This is a genomic window from Alphaproteobacteria bacterium, from assembly GCA_023898745.1.
GTDB lineage: Bacteria > Pseudomonadota > Alphaproteobacteria.
Genome location: CP060237.1, coordinates 697,313 through 716,198, shown reverse-complemented (window position 1 = coordinate 716,198; position 18,886 = coordinate 697,313). Strand labels below are relative to the sequence as shown.

General features: G+C 37.6%; 22 protein-coding genes. 9 read left to right on the top strand and 13 right to left on the bottom strand.

Going from position 1 to position 18,886, the window contains the following annotated elements; translation table 11 throughout:
* Window positions 1–109: 109 nt before the first annotated feature.
* The 4 genes from H6850_03565 (at window position 110) to H6850_03550 (ending at window position 2,100) form a co-directional block, all read left to right on the top strand.
* Complete coding sequence (locus tag H6850_03565) at window positions 110–388, top strand: HU family DNA-binding protein (protein USO02165.1); 279 nt, start codon at window positions 110–112, stop codon at window positions 386–388.
* Window positions 388–852, top strand: a complete 465-nt coding sequence (locus H6850_03560) for a phosphatidylglycerophosphatase A (GenBank protein ID USO02164.1) — start codon at window positions 388–390, stop codon at window positions 850–852. The genes H6850_03565 and H6850_03560 overlap by 1 nt, the downstream gene beginning before the upstream one ends.
* Before the next feature lie 145 nt (window positions 853–997).
* Entirely contained in the window at window positions 998–1,123 is a 126-nt protein-coding gene (gene rpmJ, locus H6850_03555; GenBank protein USO02163.1) for a 50S ribosomal protein L36, read from the top strand.
* On the top strand, window positions 1,123–2,100 hold the full coding sequence (locus H6850_03550; protein ID USO02162.1) for a hypothetical protein: 978 nt from the start codon (window positions 1,123–1,125) through the stop codon (window positions 2,098–2,100). Before rpmJ ends, H6850_03550 begins: the two co-directional genes overlap by 1 nt.
* A 272-nt stretch (window positions 2,101–2,372) precedes the next feature.
* Here the strand turns inward: H6850_03550 and H6850_03545 are convergent, their stop codons facing one another.
* Together H6850_03545 and H6850_03540 are read right to left on the bottom strand one after the other, a co-directional pair.
* Window positions 2,373–3,824, bottom strand: coding sequence for a serine hydrolase (locus tag H6850_03545; GenBank protein ID USO02161.1), 1,452 nt, complete (start codon window positions 3,822–3,824; stop codon window positions 2,373–2,375).
* 313 nt (window positions 3,825–4,137) lie between these two features.
* The gene (locus H6850_03540) at window positions 4,138–4,275 is read right to left on the bottom strand and encodes a hypothetical protein (GenBank protein USO02160.1); all 138 of its coding nucleotides are present in this window, start codon (window positions 4,273–4,275) and stop codon (window positions 4,138–4,140) included.
* A gap of 161 nt (window positions 4,276–4,436) precedes the next feature.
* Here H6850_03540 and H6850_03535 point away from each other — a divergent pair, with 161 nt between their 5' ends.
* Window positions 4,437–4,958 (top strand): TIM44-like domain-containing protein, encoded by a 522-nt coding sequence (locus H6850_03535; GenBank protein ID USO02159.1) that lies wholly within the window; start codon window positions 4,437–4,439, stop codon window positions 4,956–4,958.
* Window positions 4,955–5,098, top strand: a complete 144-nt coding sequence (locus H6850_03530; GenBank protein USO02158.1) for a hypothetical protein — start codon at window positions 4,955–4,957, stop codon at window positions 5,096–5,098. The genes H6850_03535 and H6850_03530 overlap by 4 nt, the downstream gene beginning before the upstream one ends.
* 305 nt (window positions 5,099–5,403) lie before the next feature.
* On the opposite strand, the gene H6850_03525 is transcribed toward H6850_03530, so the two are convergent.
* Entirely contained in the window at window positions 5,404–6,408 is a 1,005-nt protein-coding gene (locus tag H6850_03525; protein USO02157.1) for an extracellular solute-binding protein, read from the bottom strand.
* A 255-nt stretch (window positions 6,409–6,663) separates the two neighbouring features.
* On the opposite strand from H6850_03525, the gene H6850_03520 reads away from it, so the two are divergent.
* Window positions 6,664–7,407: a hypothetical protein gene (locus H6850_03520; protein ID USO02156.1), complete on the top strand. Its 744-nt coding sequence runs from the start codon at window positions 6,664–6,666 to the stop codon at window positions 7,405–7,407.
* A gap of 8 nt (window positions 7,408–7,415) precedes the next feature.
* Here the strand turns inward: H6850_03520 and H6850_03515 are convergent, their stop codons facing one another.
* From H6850_03515 to H6850_03490, 6 genes are all read right to left on the bottom strand, one after another.
* The gene (locus H6850_03515) at window positions 7,416–7,721 is read right to left on the bottom strand and encodes a hypothetical protein (GenBank protein ID USO02155.1); all 306 of its coding nucleotides are present in this window, start codon (window positions 7,719–7,721) and stop codon (window positions 7,416–7,418) included.
* A gap of 104 nt (window positions 7,722–7,825) precedes the next feature.
* The gene (locus tag H6850_03510; GenBank protein ID USO02154.1) at window positions 7,826–8,671 is read right to left on the bottom strand and encodes a hypothetical protein; all 846 of its coding nucleotides are present in this window, start codon (window positions 8,669–8,671) and stop codon (window positions 7,826–7,828) included.
* Window positions 8,672–8,673: 2 nt separating this feature from the next.
* The gene (locus H6850_03505; GenBank protein ID USO02153.1) at window positions 8,674–9,585 is read right to left on the bottom strand and encodes a threonylcarbamoyl-AMP synthase; all 912 of its coding nucleotides are present in this window, start codon (window positions 9,583–9,585) and stop codon (window positions 8,674–8,676) included.
* Between the two features lie 75 nt (window positions 9,586–9,660).
* Window positions 9,661–10,683, bottom strand: a complete 1,023-nt coding sequence (gene recA / locus H6850_03500; protein ID USO02152.1) for a recombinase RecA — start codon at window positions 10,681–10,683, stop codon at window positions 9,661–9,663.
* 92 nt (window positions 10,684–10,775) lie between these two features.
* Window positions 10,776–11,342, bottom strand: coding sequence for a hypothetical protein (locus H6850_03495; protein USO02151.1), 567 nt, complete (start codon window positions 11,340–11,342; stop codon window positions 10,776–10,778).
* Window positions 11,343–11,352: 10 nt separating this feature from the next.
* A complete protein-coding gene (locus H6850_03490) occupies window positions 11,353–12,132 on the bottom strand; it encodes a hypothetical protein (GenBank protein ID USO02150.1) in 780 nt (259 codons plus the stop codon).
* A gap of 269 nt (window positions 12,133–12,401) precedes the next feature.
* On the opposite strand from H6850_03490, the gene H6850_03485 reads away from it, so the two are divergent.
* Together H6850_03485 and smpB are read left to right on the top strand one after the other, a co-directional pair.
* Window positions 12,402–13,253: a dihydrodipicolinate synthase family protein gene (locus H6850_03485; GenBank protein USO02149.1), complete on the top strand. Its 852-nt coding sequence runs from the start codon at window positions 12,402–12,404 to the stop codon at window positions 13,251–13,253.
* Window positions 13,210–13,656 (top strand): SsrA-binding protein SmpB, encoded by a 447-nt coding sequence (smpB, locus tag H6850_03480; GenBank protein ID USO02148.1) that lies wholly within the window; start codon window positions 13,210–13,212, stop codon window positions 13,654–13,656. Before H6850_03485 ends, smpB begins: the two co-directional genes overlap by 44 nt.
* 71 nt (window positions 13,657–13,727) lie before the next feature.
* On the opposite strand, the gene H6850_03475 is transcribed toward smpB, so the two are convergent.
* From H6850_03475 to H6850_03460, 4 genes are all read right to left on the bottom strand, one after another.
* Entirely contained in the window at window positions 13,728–14,372 is a 645-nt protein-coding gene (locus H6850_03475; GenBank protein USO02147.1) for a hypothetical protein, read from the bottom strand.
* Between the two features lie 89 nt (window positions 14,373–14,461).
* Entirely contained in the window at window positions 14,462–15,715 is a 1,254-nt protein-coding gene (locus tag H6850_03470; protein USO02146.1) for an AAA family ATPase, read from the bottom strand.
* A gap of 15 nt (window positions 15,716–15,730) precedes the next feature.
* Window positions 15,731–16,423: a hypothetical protein gene (locus tag H6850_03465; protein ID USO02145.1), complete on the bottom strand. Its 693-nt coding sequence runs from the start codon at window positions 16,421–16,423 to the stop codon at window positions 15,731–15,733.
* Between the two features lie 2 nt (window positions 16,424–16,425).
* Window positions 16,426–18,795 carry a phenylalanine--tRNA ligase subunit beta gene (locus tag H6850_03460; protein USO02144.1) on the bottom strand — a complete coding sequence of 790 codons (2,370 nt, stop codon included), beginning with the start codon at window positions 18,793–18,795 and terminating at the stop codon, window positions 16,426–16,428.
* Window positions 18,796–18,886: the final 91 nt, after the last annotated feature.

Genomic DNA, 18,886 nt, shown 5'->3' with positions numbered 1-18,886 from the left:
TTTTCTAAAAAAAGTTGAAAAAAGTCGAAAAAATCAACTAAAACCCCTTTTCAAGACTAGTGCTTTTGTGTAGTCTGTCCTTAGAGAAAATCTATTTTAGAGACTAAATATGAACAAGGGAGACCTTATTGCTCGTGTAATGAAAGACACTGGATTAACAAAAAAAGATTCAACTCAAGCTGTTGATTCCGTTTTTTCATCAATCATCGAATCTTTGAAAAAGGGAAGTGACGCTTCTTTCGTAGGATTCGGAAGCTTCAAAATTTCCAAAAGAAAAGCTCGTGAAGGAAGAAACCCAAAGACTGGTGAAGTAATCAAAATCGCTGCTATGGATTTGCCACGCTTCTCACCTGGAAAAGCATTCAAAGAAGCTGTAAACAAAAAATAATGTTCAAAGAAGGTGTTCGCGCCTTTCTTTCTTGTTTTTACCTAGGGTATATCCCATTTGCCCCTGGCACCTTTGGAAGTATCCTAGGTTTTTTATTTTGTGTATTTATCCATATGTCATGGATGTTTTTATTTGTATTAAGCATTGTTAGTGTTTTTTTTATTTCATTTTACAATGAAGAGCTTGATCCTAGCTGGATTGTTATAGATGAGTTTCTCGGAATAATGCTGTGCTTACTATTAATTCAAGCATTTTGCCCTTATTGGAACGCTTTCTCTTTAATCTTAGGATTTTTATTCTTTCGGTTGTTCGACATCTGGAAACCAGTCCCTATCCGTCCAATTGACCAGTATCTTTTGTCACACAAAAAAACCCACGCTCTTGCTGTAGTACTGGATGATTTATTGGCTGGAATCATGGCTTTTGGATTCACGTATTTAGTATTACCTCCAATGATTCATTAAAATCACGTCATCCTGAATTGGAGGCGAAAGAATCTTCTTAATATATTAAGAAGATTCTTCACTACACTTAGAATGACGAAGGGATAGATTGTGTTTCATCATCAAATTCGCTATATTTAAGTAGGATATGGGAAAATAAGAAAAAATGAAAGTCGCAAATTCTCTTAAAACATTAAGATCCAGAGATAAGAACTGCCAAATCGTAAGACGTAAAGGGCGTTTATATGTTATCTGTAAGAAAAATCCAAGATTTAAGGCACGTCAAGGTTAATGTTTATCAATGATCAAGACGCATTTGATCGTTGGTTAAAAAGTTTTAATCCAAGTTTTTATGTAGGTATCGATGTGGAGTTTATCCGCAAAGATACCTTTTTTCCTATTGTATGTTTATTTCAAATAAGCTCCATTGAAGAAACTGTTGTTATTGACCCGCTTACAGTAGATATTAAGCCACTTTTAGAAAAAATTAATACAACTGATATCTTAAAGCTTTTTTTCTCTGGTCGTCAGGACATGGAGGCAATTTTTTATCAGTATGATATCCTTCTATCTCCTATTTTTGACCTTCAAATTGCCTGTGATTTTTTAAGGTATCGCGATAGCGCAAGCTTATCTGAGGTGATTTTAGATGTCTGCCATATAGAAATCGATAAAGAACATCAAAGCTTAGACTGGCGCAAGCGCCCTTTACAAGAAACCGCCATTCAATATGCATATAATGATGCGCATTATTTAATACCTATCTATAAAAATTTTAAGAAAAAACTTAAAGAGAAGCATCGATATAATTGGGTTTTAGAGGAATCTGCGGTAATATTTAGTCAAATTACTGATCTGGGATTAGATTATTTTAAGAAAAATTTTTTTCATCCCAAAAATCGCTACCTAGATCTAAAGCGAGAGTTGGTATTGTGGCGTGAGCATTATGCAAGATTTAAGAACATCCCTAGGCGCCGCGTTTATAAGGATATGGTGATTCATAATATGACGCCAGATACTATGTTTTGGGATTGTCATATACCAAGAGACATGTTTTTGCACATGACCGGCAAAGATGTTATCCAATTTCAACGAATGGCTAAGCGAATTTTCAAAATAGCGAAGCAAAATGATATCCCTAAACGATATATGAATTATCCGTTTGAAATTGCGAAATTGGTGAAATCCCCACTTGAGAAGAATGTGTTTTTGGAGGGGTGGCGCAACGTCATCCTTAAAGATGAACTAACAACCGTCATCACGAGCTGATTCATCCCCACGAATTAAATATGCGCAGACGTCATCACGAGCCTTGCATAGCAAGGCGTGGTGATCCAGAAAAACATGGATGGCCACGATTTTCTTTCGAAAATCTCGCCATGACGGTCGTTGTCCTTCTTTGCGCTTCGGCGAGACATACGCTTCGCACACTCCGACTCGATAGATCTTGTCGTAGCTAAATTTTACCTTTGGTAAAATTAGCAAAGACGGATGGATGGCCACATCCACCTACGGCGGATTCGCCATGACGGTGCGTATAGCTAGGATATCTTAACAAACAACGGTGATTCCCCTTCATACATCGCACTACTTTGCAGCGTCATCTGTGCTTTTTTGTTGTAACCAAAATAAATCCACTTATCAAAGGCACCTAAAGTTTTAGATCCATAAATAAACTTATTACCATTATGATGCGTTAATGGATATATTGCGCCATGAAATTTCATATAAAGCTTATCATTTTTCTTGGTAATTTCAGCTATGCCATACATAGCATGCTCGTAACACCCAACAAATTGATCCAGCGGTCCAGCTGGAGTTGGAAACATTTTCTCACTTTCAAAACTGGATCTTACACTATTAATATATTCTTTTTTGCTCTGCGCTACTTCTTCTATCCAGTCATATTCAGGGCAATCATAGGCAATATCCAAAAACTTCGCGCGCACCGCCTCTGGCAACATGTTGATTTCTAACCCGCCATAGTTATGAAAAATAATTAACCCAAACTCTTCTTTAGGGTCAAAGGCAATATAAGCTCTAATACCCACACGAGATGCCATATGGAAATAAATCTTATGCCCAGCATACATCATGTTATACCAACCCAAACCATAGTTGATTCTTCCCTTGAGTCGCTTCAAGGCAAACTGTGTATCATATGACTTTGGCTCAAAAGACGCTAGATTTCCAAAAACCTCATTGAGAATCTCTTTAGGCAAAAGTGTATCTTTTTGGGTCATAGAATATTTAAGCCATTTCATCATATCCGCACATGACATTACCACACCCATGCTTGCACGCGCTTTATATAGATCAGCGCTAAGCTGTGTCTGTGTAGGGCCATATACATAAAATGGCGGGAAATTTGGCGTTTTGCGCCAGAATTGCCACCATTTTTTAGGCATAAGATAGTGTGCTGATTTCATATCAAGTGGATCAAAAATATAGTCTTTTGCCACTTCATTGATGGTTTTATTTGTGGTTTTTTCTATCACCCTCTCCAACAAACCAAAGAAAAAGTTTTGATAAGAAAAATCAACTTTTGGTCGTTTATTTTTTTGGAAATATTTGGTCTTTTGATAAATTTCATCTAAGGAAAATCCAAGTAAGAGTAACGATTCTCCAGAAAAGGATTTCACACCCATGCGCTGCGCTAATATATCTTTAATGGTAAGTGGGGCATCATGTGGAAGTTTGAGATCTGGAAAATATTTTTTGAGCGGATCCTCAAGACTTAGAAAACCTTTATGCGCAAGGATACAAATGAGATGTGCGGTGATGGCTTTTGTAAGGGATGCAATGGGAATAACTGTTTGCTCTTTATCTGGAAAAGATTTGCCGATAAAATACTGCTCTTGTTTGTTGTTATGTACGATGCCAATGAATAATGTTCCTGGCAGGTTGTGTTTTTCTTTTTGTGTTTTTATGTGATGAATAAAATGATCAACCTTATCTTGAGTTAACTTGGGAAAGAGAAAAAGAAAAAACATGGGTGAGTTTTGGGATGTTTTGTTTATAGTAGAATAGGTTTTTGCTTAAGGGAAGGTTAATCTTCCTTAGGGCGCAACCATTGATGTGATACATAAACATCCATTGCTAACTCGTACGTTCCATGTTTACCACTTTTTCTTGTGGTTGTTTGAATAATTAATTATTGTGGTCAGTGCTCACGTTATATCTTATAAAGCGTTCACTTTAGCAATCGTATCAGTTACTTCTTTTATAGTTATGCCATTAGTTTCTTTTTTAAGTTTTTTTTGTCAAAATCTACCTCTCTTAAAACATGAAATGCTTGAACCAGATCTAAAACTTGAGCCTCAACTGAATCTGTTGCTCTAAAAACCTATAGTCAGCAACATCCTTCGCCTCTATATTGCAACTCATGCGACTTCCGCCAATATTCGGATTGATCAAAACATTTACAAATAAAAAAACAAGCAACGCATCTCAAATCCTACGTCATCCTGAGTAAAACGAAGGATCTTCTTGAGTCTACCTTCGGAAGATGACGGAGTGATAACCATCTCCTGATTGCTCCACACTTTTGACATCGTCAACAAATTCGTTCTATCCTGACTCTATAGAAAGACATAGTTTTTTGTATGCTCTACCTATTTATCGTGTTCTGCACGCTTTATCTTATCGTAGCTTACGCGGATAAACTCCCTAAAAAACCTGCTAGCAAAACCCCTTCTACACCAGAAGATTTGGTTGAAAGCATTAATAAGCAAAAAGATGATTTGAAACAAGAATTTTTAACATTTTTCAAGGAAATTTATAGCTGTTTCTCCACAGGAACCTTGCAAACAATCGCACCTAAAGTAAACAATGACATTCTAGAATCATTAAAGGCAAGTATCAAAGAACGTGACAGCACAAACTTTACCCATTCATTCAAAAATGAGCCATCTTGTGAAATTCGCGATATCGAAGTGAAACAAGATGAAAGCGGCAATATTGTATCTATTAAAGCTGAATTTCAAAGCGAACAGGTTATCTCAGGTCCTGAAATGGAAGAGTTTACAGATAATGTTGTGGACTTTTTTGTATTCGAAAAACGCTTGAGCGAAAAAAATAAGAATCTGAAAAGAACGGGCGACTGGAAATTGGTAAAAATGGGATGAAGCAAGACAGAAAGGACCGTCTTGCAAAAGCTTTAAAAAAGAATATTAAACGCCGTATTGCTTCAGATATGGGAAAGAAGCAACTGGATGATCGTCATGGCGAGGTTTCCATCAGAAAGCCGCGACCATCCACAAAATAGATAGATCACCACGTCGCTTCGCTCCTCGTAATCTGACCCGTCCCCACGAGTTTTCTAAAATCCAAAAAAGCCTTCAATACTTAACCATGCAGGCTTTTCTTCTAGAGAAATTAATAGACAGCGACCGTCATGGCGAGATTTTCGAAAGAAAATCGTGGCCATCCATGTTTTTCTGGATCACCACGCCTTGCTACGCAAGGCTCGTGATGACATCTGCGCATATTTAACTCGTGAGGATGAATCAGATCGTGATGACGACATTTCAGCAACTCGCCTCGCTCTTCATGATGACGGCATTTCAGTAACTAACGCATCACAATTCGCATCCAATTCTCTGACACCTCGCGATACTCTTTCAACGTCATTGTTTTATGCAAATGATACTTCTCAATATCATCTAAAAATAGCTGTTTATTGTTGCGAATATCTTCTCTCACCAAATGTCGATATTGATAAGACACACCATTAGGCAACAAAGTCTCATTTGTAATTTTTGCAGCAATATCAGGTCTAAGCAAAAAGTTGATAAATTTATAGGCATTCTTTAAATGCGGTGCCTTTTTCACAATAGCTAACGTATCACACCAAAAATTCTTTTCATCTTTCGGGATCATAAACTTAAACTTTTTATTTTCCGAAAACTTCACAGCCTTTATGGCTTCGTGGTTTGGGGTAAATGACACAACAATTTCTTCCATAGCAAAATCATTTGCATGTCGTGAGACGTTGAAATATTTGATATGCAAACGAATCTTGCTCAAAACCTTGTAAGCCTTTTTCATATCATCTGTCTTGTAAAAATTCAAAATTGATGTCAAAACATCTTGCCATTCATCGCTCAAAGCCACGCCATAAGGGGCAATTTTTTTGATCTTTTCAGGATCAAACAGCATCTCATATGAATCAACTACAGGAAAAATGCGCTCCACAACCTCTGAATTATATAGTAATCCAAATGTTCCAAACCCATATACAATCCCGTAATCTTTAACAGATTTTATTTTTTCATAAACGGATTCAGAAATATTTTTAAGGTTTGGAAGCTTCTTTTTGTCTAACTTCTCAAAAATCCCCATTTCAATTCCCCGGTGCAAATGTGGCATTGCTGAAGGTGTCATAATGTCATACCCTGGATTTCCGGTAAACAACTTAACTTCTAAAATATCACTGTTATCAAGAAAGTCATAAAAAACCTTTATGCCTGTTTCTTGCTCAAACTGCTTGATCACAGAATTTGGAATCATATCCACCCAAGTGCAAATATAGATCTTTTCTTTTTTCTGCGATTGAGAGTAAAAATAAGGAAACATAACAATTGAGCAAAAAAATAAGAAAAAATAAGCAAGACGCTTCATTATTTTGATTGGAGGCTTTTTCTGTATGATACTGCTTTTCTACCGTCATGGCGAGACTTGCAACGCAAGTCGTGGCCATCCATTTGCAGAAAACAGATGGCCACAGCCCCTTTGGGGCTTCGCCATGACAGAAAACATGACACCTCTTTTGTGCAGCGCTTGCATATCCTCATAAAAAACGTGCAACAATAAAATAAAAGCTTTTAAAAAATGTACCTCAAAAAAGCATCCGGAGCCTCTAGTCTTATTCTTCTTCCTGCGCTTATCGTGATATTTTTAGGGATTTTGCTTAGTAATATGTTTGATTTTTCTGATCGTATCAATCAAATTTCCAATCCTTTTACACATAAAATCACAATAACGTCAGTAGTGGACAACCCAAGCGAAACAATCAAAGAAGAGTTGAAAAACTCACATGAAATAGATGCATTTAAGCTGAGTCAACAGCGAGGTCATGAGCATGAATATTATATTAAAACTGAGAATATAACGTTAGATAAGCTTTTTTCGGAAACCTCTGGTCTTATGATAAAGGATATGGAAGTTATAGAACCCTTCTCTCATATACTCCTTAATGTTGCAAAATACTTTTTCTACTTATTCGGGGCTCTGTTGATCATTCTCATCCTTGTGGCAACGCATCATTTTTTAACGCATAATCTTAGAACATTTCAAACCGTTCTTTTGTTAGGCTCGACAAAGCTGCATTTAATAAAAAAAGTGAAATGGTATTTTTTAAGGCAGTATTTTTTTGGTGTGCTTGTAGGCACAATAATATTGCTAAATATCCTAGCCTTTGCAAGAAATGGCTATATATCTAAACAACAACTCTTATCTTTTCTCTATGAATTTTCATCAATTGCGATATTTGGAATCATGCCTGTTATAGTTTTTATACTATCAGCAATTGTTTCCATAATCACAATAAACCGTTTGGTTTATAAAATAAAATAATGCGCTAGCTATGCTGAAACCGCAACGTTAAGAAATAAAATAAGCACAGCAATCACTGCACCAACGATTATACCAACAATAACCGCCTTTCCGTAAGAACAGCTGTCGTCATCATCTTTTACTCTTGCAGTTTTTGTATTAGAAGAGCTGGTAACTGCTGTGTTATTGAAAGCCGCAAACGCAGGACTTCCTGCAAATTTTGTGCCATTTGGGGTAAATGTTTCATTGCAATAACTTTTTACTGCCCCATGATCGTATGAAGAATTATCATCAAGAATTCTTTCAAACTTGCGACATAAACGATCCACTTTCATATATATAGCCTCCGTTAGGTTTGTTAAATTTGGTCTACCATAAGTAATTATATAATATAATTATTTATTTGCAAATATATTAATATATAAAAATTAATTTTTATTTACTTCGCGTTTAATAATAGATCAACAATCTCTACAACATCAAGCGCAGCCCCTCGATGCAGATTATCGGAGCATAACCACATATGAACCCCTAGGGCATTGATTCGTACACGCCCAATATACAAAAGATCTGAACCCTCAATCTCAGCTGGTGTTTTGTATTCTTGCCCTAAAAACTGAATTTCTTTTATATGCCTGTATATATCAGACAGCTGTTCTAGTGTGAGTTGTTGCTTTAACTTAACACTCACACTCATAGAGTGCCCTCTTAAGACCGGAACACGCACAGCTATCACACTCATATCGCACTCCAAATTCAAAATCTTTTGTGTTTCATGAATAATTTTATATTCTTCCTGCGTCACACCATCATCCATCATACTGGAGATCTGAGGTGTTAAATTAAGCACTTTTTCTTTCTCAAATTTCTCTAGAGCGCTTCTACCAGCGCCTGAAATCGATTGATAGGTTGATACATGAATAGACTCAATTCCAAATGATTTAATAGGATTTAAAGCTAATGATAAAGGTGATGCAATACAGTTTGCGCTTGAGATCAGCTTTTTTCTAACTTCTGTGCCGTTTACCGGCGCCACAATCAATGGAACATCTTTCTCTAAACGATAGTAAGAACTTGCATCAATAACAGTCGCGCCTGCTTTTAGCGCCTCTGGAACAAATTGCTTTGACACATCATCTTGTGTAGCAAATATACAAATATCAAATCCTTTAAAGTTCAGAGCATCCTTTGAAGAAAATAACGTTAAATCCGCCTTGTTTTTAAGCTTCTTTGCGATAATTTCCCCAACATTTCCTGTTGCGCCTACAATTGCAATTTTTTTCATTTCTATCCTATCATTCTGTGCAGCTTATCATATAAAGTTATACTCAATTCTTGATCCTTAGGCAAAGGCGCAATATGTATGCGTGTATACCCCTTTTGATCTAGCTCATGAAGATAAGCGAATAAATTACGCACCGCTTCTTTTATATCACCTGTGATCGATAAATTAAGCGTACATTGATTATCTTTACCAAAGCCTAAGCGCGCTTCTGTTGCGGGATCGTACAAGATTGAATCTATGACAACAGGTGTTTGAGGTGCATAATGCCTTTTGGTCATACCAGGGGCCTTAATCACCTTTCCATCTGAGATGACAACAGGCTTTTGCAATACCGTTTCTAACATAGACTTTGTGATGATACCCGGCCTCAAAATGGTTGTATTTTCAACAATTGTAGACTCTATTCCCACTTGAGCAAATCCACCTTCTAATATCGGAATATCCTTGAGCATAACATGCGCTTTTTGTGTAGGGCTTAATTGTGTCGAGATATTAGCACTTGGAGCAGCTACAGGAAAATTACATTGTTTTAACAGCTCTAAGGCAACAGGATGATTTGGCACTCGGATTGCCACAGTATCCAGCCCTGCTGTGACATATTTTGATAGTTTTGTGCCAGATTTTATTGGAACAACCAGAGTTAAAGAGTTAGCCGTTTTGGCCGGTAGCCAAAAATGCTTTGCAAGCTTTAAGCTGTCTTCATTAAACACTCCGTATTTCATCGCTTCTTCTAGCGAGGCTACATGAATAATGAGAGGATTCTTTGTGGGGCGATTTTTGGCTTTATAAATTTTTAGAACCGCTTCATCAGATAACGCATTGGCACCTAAACCATATACAGTTTCTGTGGGAAGAATGATGAGATTGTTTGCTCTTAACGCTTCTATGAATACATTCATCGACATAATCGTCATGGCGAAACTTGTACAGCAAGTTGTGACCATCCATCATGGGCCACCACGGCGCTTCGCGCCTTGTGACGACCTCCGTTACGCACTCTCCTCAACCGTAACATCCACATCACAAATCTCAGGCTTTACATTTTTTCTGATTTTACCTTCAATTTCATCAGATAACTTTATATTGTCTTTCAGATATTGTTTTAATGCTTCACGCCCTTGACACAATTTATTTCCGTTATAAGAATACCAAGAACCAGCTTTTTCAATAATATTCGCTTTTACACCAATATCAATGATCTCACCCATCTTAGATACACCTTCGCCATACATAATATCAAAATCAGCTGTTTTAAACGGAGGTGCCATCTTATTTTTCACAACCTTCACACGCGTTTGGTTCCCAATCACTTCTTCTTTATCTTTTAAAGCACCAATGCGACGAATATCTAACCTCACAGACGCATAGAATTTAAGTGCATTACCACCTGTTGTTGTTTCAGGATTTCCAAACATTACACCGATCTTTTGACGAATTTGGTTAATAAAAATAACCATACAACCCGTTTTAGAAACAGATCCTGTGATCTTTCTCAAAGCTTGGCTCATAAGGCGCGCTTGAAGACCCATATGAGAATCACCCATATCACCTTCAATTTCAGCTTTAGGCACTAGGGCAGCAACGCTGTCTACCACGATTACATCTACTGCACCGCTTCTTACAAGCGTATCTGTAATTTCTAATGCTTGCTCACCCGTATCTGGTTGTGAAATCACAAGCTCATCTAAATTAATGCCTAATTTCTTAGCATAAACAGGATCTAGCGCATGCTCCGCATCAACGAATGCGCATATACTCCCCTTCTTTTGTGCTTCTGCAATCACTTGAAGGGTAAGCGTGGTTTTTCCTGAAGACTCTGGACCAAAGATTTCGATAATCCTTCCTTTTGGTAAACCTTGCACACCTAGCGCCATATCAATGGTTAGCGACCCTGTAGAAATGACTTCTACATCTTCAACTTTCCTTTGACCTAACTTCATCACAGACCCTTTCCCAAAGGTTTTTTCAATCTGGGAAAGAGCTGCGTCTAATGCTCTTGCTTTATCTGACATTTTTATATTTTTCTTTGAATTACTTTGTATATTAAATACAGATTTTTGCTAAAAATTCAATAACGTTTATCAAGATATCTGCAAAAATACGATCAGTGTGCTGCGCTTCTGTCAGGATCCGCTCTGCCATCATTCCAGCTATTAATTAAACCTAATAATTTAAATATTTCTTCACATACTGATCTGTCTGATGAGTCTTCCGTCCTTACTCTATCAGGGTGAAACGTAAGGGATGTTTTTCTATACCATGTTTTTACTTCTGGCTTTGTTTTTGTAACTACATTGCGAAAGAAAGTGAAATTTTTGTTCTTCAGAGCCTCTACTAAATCATTGCTATTAAAAGATGTGTTTTTAAAAGAAGGGGCTTTAGCAAATAACTCTTGCAATCCTTTATATGCATCCGCAAAACTACCTATATTTTCGCGATTTAATTCTATCCCTGGAAATGTTTTATTAAAAGTATCCCAATCGGCCTGTGGGGTGCTACCACCATGTCTTCCCCGATACTCTTTCTCAAAATCAGCGTAAGCAGCATCATATTCACGCTGCCACTCACTATCTGGAGCACTGTCTCCCCACAAAGTATACATAAGCGAAGCGTAACCAGGCTCAACAAACTCAGGCTTTTCCTCTTCTCCATATAAAAATAAAAAAATCATCACATTCCCCTTAATACATTTTTACCAAACTTAATATAAAACGCGCTTGGATATGGTATCCAAAATCTATTTTATCAATCGGCGACGAAACAGGTGCAGCAAATTTCTTTGGAATATGAAAAAATGACCCTGCTTCATTGCGATATGAGTTAATCCATATATCCTTAATAGATGTTTTGGAGCTAACCAAAAACTGCATTTCAGCTCTTACCAACATACTATCATCTGAGAGTTTAAAATGCTTTCCTATTGTAACGAAAGGATAAATTTTATGATAACCCAAGTTGTCCTTCAATTTGTCAAAAGTTGACTCTCTAATGTCCTGATTATTTCTCACCACGTAAAAACGAGCCTTTTCTGGTTTGTCACTTTTATATTTATGCACTGGTTTGCCTGTAAAATTTTGCATTAAATGTAGCGCACCTTCTACCCCAAAACCTAAAAACATATTCGGCTTATCAAACTCAAATAAACATTTCACACCATACGGCCCTAATTTATCTGCTGGAGGTATCATATCACCTCCTAAAAATAACTCAAACCACATTTTTAGCTTCGTATTAACTGAATAATTAACACCTAAACTTAAAAATGCAGGCACATTCCATATATTTTCTTTAAAAGGATAAAAAATATCACCAACAGCCATCAAACCTAATTTAGTGTCTTTTTTCTTAATATTTAGCGATGACAGAACAACTGCATCTGTTTCATCCGCTTGAACAGATCTATGTAAATAATTAAAACCTATTCCATATCCAAAATAGACCTTGGCCATTAAAAAAAACATATTTCACCATTTGAACAAACAAGACAAGTGTACCAAGCCCTTTATAAAAATACAATAACCTAGGGGATTGCGAATAAAATATAGAAAAACGACCGTCGTGGCGAGATTTTCGTTAGAAAATCATAGCCATTCATATTTTCTTGGATCACCACATCCGCCTACGGCGGATTCGTAATGACGCATCTATATTTTATTCGCAATCCCCAACCTAGTAGCATTCCTAGTTAAAAAAAGTTACTATACGGAAAAGATTTTTGTTTACTTCTACCATGCTCAAAGGCTCCTTTCCTGCACTCATCACACCACTGCATAACAACCAAGTTGATACAGATGCTCTTATTGCACTTCTTCATAAACACCTGGATGCAAAAACAGATGGTCTTGTCTTATGCGGGTCCACAGGTGAAGGTATGCTTTTATCCAAAGAGGAGCGATTGCATATTTTTCATACAGCAAAGTCTATCGTGGGGCATAAAATACCACTTGTGGTTGGCTGTTCACATTTTAATTACAATCACCTTCTGGAGTTAATTGATCCATCTTATGAAACTATTTTGGTCACTCCACCACCATATATTAAACCCTCACAAGAAGGAATTATCGCGTTTTATGAGAGATTGTTACAAGATACGCAGGCAAATATTATTCTTTATAATATTCCTGGCAGATGCTGTGTAAATATGGAAGTTGAAACTATCAAAATCCTATTTAAACATCCAAGAATCATAGGGTTAAAGGATTCAAACGTAGACCTATCACGCATTGAAGCGCTTGCATCTTATAACAAAAGCAAAGGGTTATTCTGCGGGGAGGATTCCGCGCTTTTGGATTATGTGAAAAAAGGTGGCAACGGCTGTATTTCGGTTGTTGGTAATCTTGCGCCAAAGTTAATGAAGGATTTTTTCGAAACACATGATTTCGAAAAATTAAACGCATACATCGAATTACTCAATCAAGGAGGCAACCCATCTATGGTAAAGGGATTGATGTCACTACGTCATGAATGCCACAATGAGCTAAGATTTCCATTAATGCCAATAAAAGACTCTGTTTTGGCGCAACTGAAAGGACCGCTTGATGATCTCCAAGGTGATTGCAACAAACAGGCGTGCCAAGTTTGAATATGAACTTTTAGAAAACCTTGAGGTTGGAGTTGTTCTCAAAGGATCTGAGGTTAAATCCTGCCGAATGAATAGCGTAAGCATCAAAGAAGCACATGTGGCAGAAATGGAAGGTGCGTTATATCTTTTTAACGCCAATATCCCTGAATATAAGGGCTCATTAGAAAAACATGAACCTAAAGCGCCAAGAAAATTATTAATGCACAAGCGTGAACTCAAAAAATGGATGGGGCGTGTGAAAGAAAAAGGACTAACGATTGTTCCACTGGAAATGTATTTTAATCAAAAAGGTCTCGTGAAACTTGCAGCCGCCTTAGCAAGAGGTAAGAAAATTCATGATAAAAGAGAGACGATTAAGAAACGCGAGTGGGAGCGATCTAAACACCGAGAATTAAAGCAATAAGTGCCATCACGAGGAGCGCAGCGACGTGGTGATCCATGGATGGCACGCTCTGCTCGCCATTACACCCTACCTTACGAACATAAATTCACCACATCCTTAAACTTCAATTGCCCTGTTGTCTGTTGAATTTCATCAACTTTTGCCGCAAATTCATATAAACTATTAAACGATCTCTCGATACGCCGCAAAGTATATTGAATCTGAAAATCAGACATGGCTAATCCGCGTGATTTCAGCATCTTTCTCAATAACACATCTAGATGTTCAGGGCGCTTAATCTCTACAGGATAGAACATTTTAAAACGAGATTTTAGATCTTCTGTTTCAGCTTTCCATAAGTTTGGAGACTTGTATGCGGTGGTAAGCAAATAACATTTATGCTGCAAAAATACATTATACAGATAAAACAACCACCGATGGTCCTTGATTTCATCAATATGTGGCAAAATGAAAAACTTATTTTTTTCTACCAGATCATAAGGCGATTGACCGATCTTTTCTATGATGGTTGCCTTACAATAATGCTTCCAGATATGCATCAAATGGGATTTTCCACAACTTTTAGGTCCATGTATACAGGCAAAATGAATATGATCAAACTTCTTCTGTGGCCAGATTTTGATCCAACGATACGCATCTTCATTGTAAGAATCTACATAGAAATTCTTATCCGAATAATCCTTAGGAAATGAAAGGTCAAATGCGCCTTGCTTCAATGGTCTAATGCGATGTTGAGATCTATTATGGTCATAGTAGCATGAAATTTGAGAAAGGTGCTAAATAAAGGTGGATTTAGCCCATAAATTTACGAAATACCTAAACTGCTTTTTACTTTTGCTTGAGTAATTGTTAATGTTTTACTCTTATAGTCTTGAATCTTGAAAAGATCTTCATGCATAACCTTCTTCAATAAACGCGATAACACTCTTGCGCCTGTTGGATCGTTAAAAGCTCTATTAACAATCTCATCTTCCGCCCCAGACTCAAATGTTAAGGCTACTCCTTCCGTATCCTTTAATGTCGTTGCGCGCTTTTTAATTAATTTTTTCAAAACCCTCTTCATGCCATCCTTATCTAAAGCATCTAACACAGCAGTTTCAAAAATACGCCCTAAAAACTCTACTATAAATCCATAGTCTTGCAAATCCTTTGTCTGAAATTCTTGAAGCCTTCCCGGCGCATCAACTCCTCCAGCACGCTTTGCTATCAGGCTTGTAAGACCGGGAAAAGACCCTGCACAAATAAAAAGTATATCCCTCGTATCCACTTCTTCACCACTCACAACAATCTTTTTACCTTCTAATAATTTTAGAAGAGCCTGCTGTGCACCCTCTTTCAAGTGTTGCCCATCCTTATCTCCAGGCTTGATGCGCAATTTGTCTACTTCATCTATAAACACAATCGCTCTGCGAGCCTTGCTGGGATTTCCACCAGATTGTAAGGCTAATCTACTAGCAACAACCTTCTCAATATCATCCCCCGCCCAACCAGAAGGTGTTAAATTTGTGGCGTCAACTTCAACAAAAGGCAAATCTAAAAATTTTGCTAACCTTTTTACAGAGGCGGTTTTGCCTGAACCGCTTGGACCTAATAACAGTGAAGTATAAACCTCATCATAATTGTTATGTAAAAATCTATTCGTAAAATGATAGTATAGTGCGTTTGAAAGCACCTCCTTAGCTTCCTTTTGCCCATCAATCTCTTCATTCAAAAAAGCAAACACCGCTTCTGGATTGGTTAATTTTTCTCGCAATGTTTTTTTAAATTCTTCCTCCTCTTCAACCAACACAGCAGAGGTTGATTTTGCTTTAGAGGACGCAGAAGAGGATGAAAGGGGTTGAGATTTCAGCTTCTCTTCAACGATGGTGTCTAATAAAAATGCTAAAGTTTGAAGCTCTGTTTTGGATAATTTAGATCCAAAAGCCGCTTCCATCTTAGATGCTGGTGTACCACCTTCACCAACCCAACTTTCACCACTTTCTCTAGAGACCCCCCGAAAAATACCGGAATTTTCGTGTATGTCAGGAATCTCTCTACAAAACAAACAAAATATTAACATTCTTCTCTCCTCCTATCAGTGCATCAATATATAAGAAATAACACCTCTAACAACTCTATGAGCCCCATAATCAATTTGGTGCAAAATAGATTTTCCTCCAGTTTCTTTAGGATCACTACCATCTACTTTTGAAACAACGATATTAGGAGTTGAATACCCCCCTCCAATTAAGCCTTGCACTTCAAATCTTAACAAATGACTTTGTTGCTCTGTCTCAAATAGTTTTTTTGTATAACATGCGGATCCAAAGATATAAAATTTTGAATAAGACAAAAAATCACCCTTTTCTTCAGCGCCAGAAGCTGTTGTTTTGGTGGTTGATAAAATGCACTTTAAGTCTCCAACTTTTTGATAGGCCTTAGGATATATAACGCCCTCAATTCCGCCGCCTATACCAAAACCTGTCGAGTGTTGAGCTAAAACCTTTAATCCGCCTCGATATATAGCAAATAATCCTGATCCGCCTAAGTAAAATTCTGCATTTAATTTCCAAGTTTGGTCGTAAGGAAGTGTCATGCCTACAAACCCCAACCAGGGAAACATAATATCAGAATTATCTTCAAACTTGAGGACTTTTCCTTTTTGAGTCCATTGCCTGTCCTCTTTCATAACACCATGCTCATCTGCAATTTTCATACTATTAATCGGACGACCAAACCGCTCTATACCTCCGCCTAATCCAAAATACAGATTTTTCAACAAAAACACGTTTAGCCCCTCAGCTCCGCATCAAACTTATCTTTCATCATCTTGATGATCTTATCCGTCAACGCCGTAATTTCCTCTTCGCTCAACGTTTTTTCCATAGATTGGTAATAAAAATCAAATGCTACAGATTTTTGACCATCTGGTAATTCGTATACATCAAACACAGATACATCGTGTATCAACGCGCGATCAATTTTTTCAACTTCTGAAACAACATCTACCGCCATAACATTCTGCTTCATGATAAAGCATAAATCTCTTGGTACACTTGGATAAGACGATAACTCTGGTAATTTTACCTTGCTATTCTTACGTGGCAAATTGTCCAAAAATACCTCAAACCCTACCGCTGGGCCTTTTATATCAAACTCCTTCACGATTTTGGGATGCAACTCACCAAAATACCCTAATACGTTTTTTCCTTGCTTCAATGCGCCACTCCTTAAAGGGTGATAATACGCAGGCGCTTCCCGAGTTAATTGCATTTTTACTTCTGGCAAAACACTCATACAGTCTGCCTTGATATCAAAAATATCAACTTTTCTTTGTTTTTCATGCCATGTTCTGTCATTAAACTGTCCTGCTCGCAACCCTGCGATCATTCTTTGCTCGCCAGATTTTTCTGAATATACCTTCGCTTCCTCAAATAACCCAACAACGTTTTGTCTTTTATACTGGTTATGTACAGCCACATTTAACAATCCTGGAAGAATTGAAGGGCGCATAACAGCTAGATTTTGCGTAATAGGGTTATCAATCGCTCTAGGTGAATCTTTTGAAAATAAAGCATACTCTTTTTCACTTAACATGGACCAGGTATAAACCTCATACAGCCCCCTATTGATAAGTTTTTGTTTCACGTTTTCATCTTGCTCTAACACCACAGGCCATAGTGGCAATGCTTGCGATTCCAAAGCTTCTAAACCTTCTAGTCTGAGCAATTCTTCTACTATATCTTCCTCAATTTCCACATCATGCCTGAATGATGGAACGGTTATCATCAAAACACCGTCATGACGAGGTCTTGAAGAGGTCGTGACCACCTCAATTGGATCACCACGGCGAACTTCACTCACCTCGTGATGACGAATCACAACGCCAAAACCAAGACGCATCAAATGCTCAGCCGCCCTATCAGCAGACAAGGAGAATCCACAGCGTTTTTCAAAAGTTTTCATATGGAATTCTACTATTTTTTCCTCAACTTTTTTATGCTTTTTTTGGATAAACTTCACAGTTCCACCACAATTTGCTAGCACCATTTCTATGGTTTTATAAAACGCATAAGACACCATTTCAGGGTCTACACCACGCTCAAAACGTGTGCGGGATTCAGACAAAATGTTGTAACGACGCCCTGATAAAGCAATTTTAATTGGATCAAACAGCGCAGATTCCACGATAATATCTACGGTTGAATCTGTCACACTTGATTCTATACCACCCATAATTCCAGCTAACGCCACTGGCCTGTCCTGTGCTGTGATCACAACATCATCTTTTGTGAGTGTTAAATCCTGTCCTTTTAACGTTGTCATTTTTTCACCATCTCTGGCATGTCGCGCGCTAAACTCCACCCCAACGCTTGCATCATGAATATGCAGGGGCTGACCCAAATCTAACGCTAGGTAATTTGTAATATCCACCAAAAAATTCTTAGGTGTCATGCCTGCTGCCTTTAGGCGTTTTTCAATAAACTCTGGGCTTTGTTTGTTCTTCACTCCTGTGATGTGCGCAATATAAAACTGCTCACAATCTGGATGTATAATGTCTTGTTCTTTGTATCCAGCCAATTTCGGAGAAAGTGGGGTTAACTCCACTTCTTGGGATGCGGCCAATTCTCTTGCAATACCTCGAACACTAAAACAATCTGAACGATTGGGTGTAATACTTAAATCAAATGTCACATTGTTGAGCTCTAATACCTCAGCAATCGCACTGCCTAAGGGTAAATTCGTTTCAAGCTCCATAATACCATCATGACCTTCCCCAAGACCTAATTCTGTCGCAGAACACAGCATACCCCTACTCTCAATGCCGCGAATTTTACCTGGTTTTAACACATCGCCTGTAGATGGAATAACTGCACCAACTTTAGCAAATACAACTTTCAAACCAATTTTCACATTGGGCGCACCACATACAACTTTCATTTTTTCTGCGCCAATATTCACCAAACATAAGTTTAATTTATCCGCATCTGGATGTTTCTCAATTTCCTCAATTTGCCCTAAAACAAACCCTTCATATTTTGCCGCTTCATTGACGCATGACTCAACCTCTAACCCAGCATTGACTAAGTCTCTTTCTATCTCTTCGGGGGAAATTTTGATATCAATATGATCTTTTAACCAGTCTAACGTGAACTTCATTGAATTGAGGGGCTATTTGCTTTTAGTTTAGTTTAAACAAAATTGGGGCGTTTGTATAATGCTTTAGACGCACCGTCATCACGAATCGACT